Below are 3,836 nucleotides of genomic sequence, written 5' to 3'. Positions count from 1 at the left end.
CCGTCTGGCCGGTGCGTTCGTTGCGCAGTGATGTCGAGCCCGACAACTTCGTGGCCCGCCTGGGGCTGTATTCCATGGACAACGGCACGCCCATGGCCGCAGGCACCTGGGCGGCAGCCAAGTCCGGCGCGGATGGCTCTGCGAGCGCGGCTGCACGCGTGGCGCAAGGGGCCCGTGCCGCGTTTTGCTGCACGCGGCCGCCGGGCCACCATGCCGGTTCCGACTTCATGGGCGGCTACTGCTTCCTGAACAATGCCGCTGTTGTCGCGCAGTCGCTGCGCAACCAGGGCGCCCGGCGCGTGGCCCTGCTGGATGTGGACTACCACCATGGCAACGGCACTCAGAGCATTTTTTACGACCGTGACGATGTGTTCTTCGTCAGCCTCCATGGCGACCCGCGCACCGAATACCCGTTCTACTTGGGGCATGCGGATGAAGTGGGGGAGGGCAAGGGGACGGGCTACAACCTGAACCTGCCGCTGCCTGCAGGCACCAGCGCTGCCACCTGGTTCGAAGCCCTGGAGCAGGCCTGCACCCGCATTGCGGGCTACCAGGCCGATGCGCTGGTGATCTCGCTGGGCCTCGATGCTTTCGAGGGCGACCCCATCTCCCGCTTTGCACTCGCGTCTTCTGACTTCACCCGGCTGGGCGAGCGCCTGGCCCGCCTGGGGCTGCCCACCGTGTTTGTGCTGGAGGGCGGGTATGCCGCAGCCGAACTGGGGACCAACGCCGTCAATGTGCTGGATGGCTTTGAGCAGGCATAGCGCCCGACTTGGCGCGGAAAGATGGTCCGTTGTGGAAGGGGTGAACGAATGACCGATACGGTCGATTGTGTGGTGGTGGGCGCGGGCGTGGTGGGCCTAGCTGTGGCCCGTGCGCTGGCCTTGCAGGGGCGCGAGGTGATGGTGCTGGAGGCGGCCGATGCCATCGGCACGGGCATCAGCTCGCGCAACAGCGAGGTCATTCATGCCGGGCTGTACTACCCCACCGGCTCGCTCAAGGCGCGAATGTGCGTGCGAGGCAAGGAGCTGCTGTACGCCTATTGCGCCGAGCGCGGGGTGCCACACCGGCGCTGCGGCAAGCTGTTGGTGGCCACAGCTGCTGGGCAGCTGGCCAGCGTGGAGTCGATCCAGGCGCGTGCGCGGGCCAATGGAGTGCTCGACCTGCAGTGGCTCAGCCGCAGCGAGGCCCTGGCGCTGGACCCCGCGCGGTGCGATGCCTTCTATGCCGAGGTGCGCAAATACTGGCCCGGTCTGCGCGATGGTGCGCTGGCCCCCTGATACGCAGGCATCCGCCCCAAAATCCACGATGCGGGCCAACCGGCGACCGACTTTGTGATCCAGGGGCCAGCAATACACGGCGTGCCCGGGTTGGTGAATCTGTTTGGCATCGAATCGCCCGGTTTGACAAGTTCCACGGCCATTGCGGAGCATGTGGCCGCACTGGTTTGAGCTTTGATCTGGGGTAAGTTTGTTGCAATCAGTAACCTCTTGCGCCCCCGTCCTACGAGGGGTCTCTGGGCGGGTGGCTAAGATGGTTCGAGGTCCCCGCTTTGGGGTTTTCCGAACCGTTTGTTGATTGAAAGAAAGGCTGCTTTTATGACTGCTTCCGACACCACCACCACCCAGGGCGAACTGGAAAAACTGGTTTCCGATCTGCGCGGCCTGCTGGCCAACAGGGACTTGGACACGGTGCCAGAGATCAAACTGCTGCGCCAGCGCCTGGACGATGGCATGCACAACGTGCGCGAATCTGCTGTGCGCGCCGCACAGGATGCCGCCCGTCAGGCCAAAGATGCAGCCATTGCGGCCGACCGGTATGCCCACGACGAACCCTGGCGTGTGGCGGGCGCTGCGCTTGCCGTGGGCGCCCTGGTCGGCTTCCTGCTGGCGCGCCGCTGAGCGCCGAGCCATGCACACGCTGACCTTGGCAGGCCCTGAGGGCCGCCCCGCATGAACTGGCTGTCGCTTCTGGGCTTGGAAAGCCTGGTGGCGCGCTGGCGCGCCAACGTGATCGAGGGGGCCATTGCGGTGGAAGACCGCGTGGACCTGGCCCGCTTGGAGTGGGCCGATCTGAAGCAGCGGTTTCAGCAACTGCTGGTGCTGACCATTGTGGTCACCGGGCTCACGGTGGTGGCGCTGATCATGCTGTCGCTGGCGGTGCTGGTGCACTTCTGGGATACGCCGCAGCGTACGCTGGTCGCATGGCTGGTGGCGGGGGTCTGGATGCTGGGGTGGTTGGCTGCCTTGGTGGCGCTGGTGTCGGTGGCGCAGCGTGCAGGCAACGGTTTTGCATTGACGCGCCGCGAACTGGCTCAGGATTGGCGTGACATCAAGGAGCGCCTGTGAGCACCCCGTCTACCCCTTCCCGGCCCGCCTTGTCGGAGCCAACCCGCTCGGTGCTGCCCGCACCCACGGCCCAGCAGCAGCGCATCCTGGACCGCATTGCCCTTCAGCGCGAAAGGTTGCGCGCACGCCGTGCCGCGCGGGCTCAGGCCCAAGCTTTGGCTGAAAGCCAGCGTGCAACCTCAGGGGGGGCGGAGGACTCGCTGGCACTGCGCGCCGCAGGCTTTGCCCGCGAACACCCTCTGGCCGTGGCAGCGATCGCGGGTGTGGCGGTAGTGGCCGGGCCACGGCGGTTGATCCGCTGGGCTGGCGTCCTGCTTCCCATGCTGCTGCGCCTGCGGCGATGAAAACCTCTGCTGTGCAGAGGCCGTCCAATGAAAAGAGCCACTGCACAGTGGCTCTTTTTTTGGGGTAACAAAAACCAAACTCCTCGGTGCGGCTCAGCCCATGGCCTTGATGGCCTTGGCCGCCTTGACGACCAGGGCAGGCCCTTCGTAGATCAGGCCCGTGTAGATCTGCACCACGTCCGCGCCCGCGCGGATCTTGCTCACCGCGTCTTCGGCGCTCATCACACCGCCCACGCCAATGATCGGAAAGCGGCTGCCCAGAGCGGCACGCAGTTGCCGGATGACCTGGTTGCTGGCCTCCAGCACGGGGGCGCCGCTGAGTCCGCCGGTTTCCTCGGCGTGGCGCATGCCTTGCACAGCTCCACGGCTGATGGTGGTGTTGGTGGCAATCACGCCATCCATGCCGTGGCGTTGCAGCGTAGCGGCAATCACAGCCACCTGGGCTTCATCCAGGTCGGGGGCAATTTTCACGAACACAGGCACGCGCTTGGCATGCCGGGTGGCCAGGGACTCGCGGCGCTCGGCGATGGCGGAGAGCAGGGCGTCCAGCGCCGCATTGCTTTGCAGTGCACGCAGGTTCTGTGTGTTGGGCGAGCTGATGTTGACCGTCACGTAGTCCGCGTGCGGGTACACGCCCTCCAGGCAGGTGAGGTAGTCGCTGGTGGCGTTCTCGATGGGGGTGGTGGCATTCTTGCCGATGTTCAGGCCCAGTAGCATGGGGTTGCGGCGGTTTTGCTTGCGAAACTGCGCTTGCTGCACGTTGCGCAAAAAGGCTTCCAAGCCTTCGTTGTTGAAGCCCAGGCGATTGATGAGGGCGCGGGCCTCGGGCAGGCGGAACATGCGCGGCTTGGGGTTGCCGGGCTGCCCCTTGGGGGTGACCGTGCCCACTTCCACAAAACCAAACCCCATGGCGCCCAGCGCGTCGATGCAGCGTGCATTCTTGTCCAGGCCCGCTGCCATGCCCACCCGGTTGGGAAAGGTCAGGCCAGCCAGCGTGATGGGGTCATCCACCACTTCATTGCACCATGCCCATTGCAACGGCGTGCGTTGCCCGCGTGCCAGCATGTCCATGGTGAGTTCGTGGGCGGCTTCGGCGTCCATGCCGAAGAGAAAGGGGCGGGTGAGGGCGTAGGGGATCAGGGAC

At 65.7% G+C, this 3,836-nt stretch carries 5 protein-coding genes and 1 pseudogene; 5 read left to right on the top strand and 1 reads right to left on the bottom strand.

Annotated elements, in window-relative coordinates; translation table 11 throughout:
• The 5 genes and pseudogenes from DBR12_RS12785 to DBR12_RS12765 form a co-directional block, all read left to right on the top strand.
• Window positions 1–764: histone deacetylase family protein (locus DBR12_RS12785; RefSeq protein WP_233244445.1), on the top strand; the 764-nt coding region annotated here is incomplete at its 5' end.
• Window positions 765–812: 48 nt separating this feature from the next.
• Window positions 813–1,451, top strand: a pseudogene (locus tag DBR12_RS12780) (NAD(P)/FAD-dependent oxidoreductase).
• Between the two features lie 147 nt (window positions 1,452–1,598).
• Window positions 1,599–1,901 (top strand): DUF883 domain-containing protein, encoded by a 303-nt coding sequence (locus tag DBR12_RS12775; RefSeq protein ID WP_108617593.1) that lies wholly within the window; start codon window positions 1,599–1,601, stop codon window positions 1,899–1,901.
• A gap of 51 nt (window positions 1,902–1,952) precedes the next feature.
• Complete coding sequence (locus DBR12_RS12770) at window positions 1,953–2,348, top strand: phage holin family protein (RefSeq protein WP_108617592.1); 396 nt, start codon at window positions 1,953–1,955, stop codon at window positions 2,346–2,348.
• A complete protein-coding gene (locus DBR12_RS12765) occupies window positions 2,345–2,692 on the top strand; it encodes a hypothetical protein (protein WP_369861550.1) in 348 nt (115 codons plus the stop codon). The genes DBR12_RS12770 and DBR12_RS12765 overlap by 4 nt, the downstream gene beginning before the upstream one ends.
• Before the next feature lie 93 nt (window positions 2,693–2,785).
• Here DBR12_RS12765 and DBR12_RS12760 read toward each other — a convergent pair.
• Window positions 2,786–3,836, bottom strand: a 1,051-nt coding sequence (locus DBR12_RS12760) for a quinone-dependent dihydroorotate dehydrogenase (protein ID WP_108617590.1), incomplete at its 5' end; no start/stop codon positions are given.

The organism is Acidovorax sp. HMWF029, assembly GCF_003060895.1.
In the GTDB taxonomy this organism is placed as follows: Bacteria; Pseudomonadota; Gammaproteobacteria; order Burkholderiales; family Burkholderiaceae_C; genus Acidovorax.
The sequence above is the reverse complement of the archived record's forward strand: the minus strand, read 5'-3'. Positions and strand labels throughout refer to the sequence as shown.

Excerpts from the sequence above, each read along its gene's own strand:
- DBR12_RS12770 (WP_108617592.1), top strand. The coding sequence starts at position 1,953 with ATGAACTGGCTGTCGCTTCTGGGCTTGGAAAGCCTGGTGGCGCGCTGG.
- DBR12_RS12775 (WP_108617593.1), top strand. The coding sequence starts at position 1,599 with ATGACTGCTTCCGACACCACCACCACCCAGGGCGAACTGGAAAAACTG.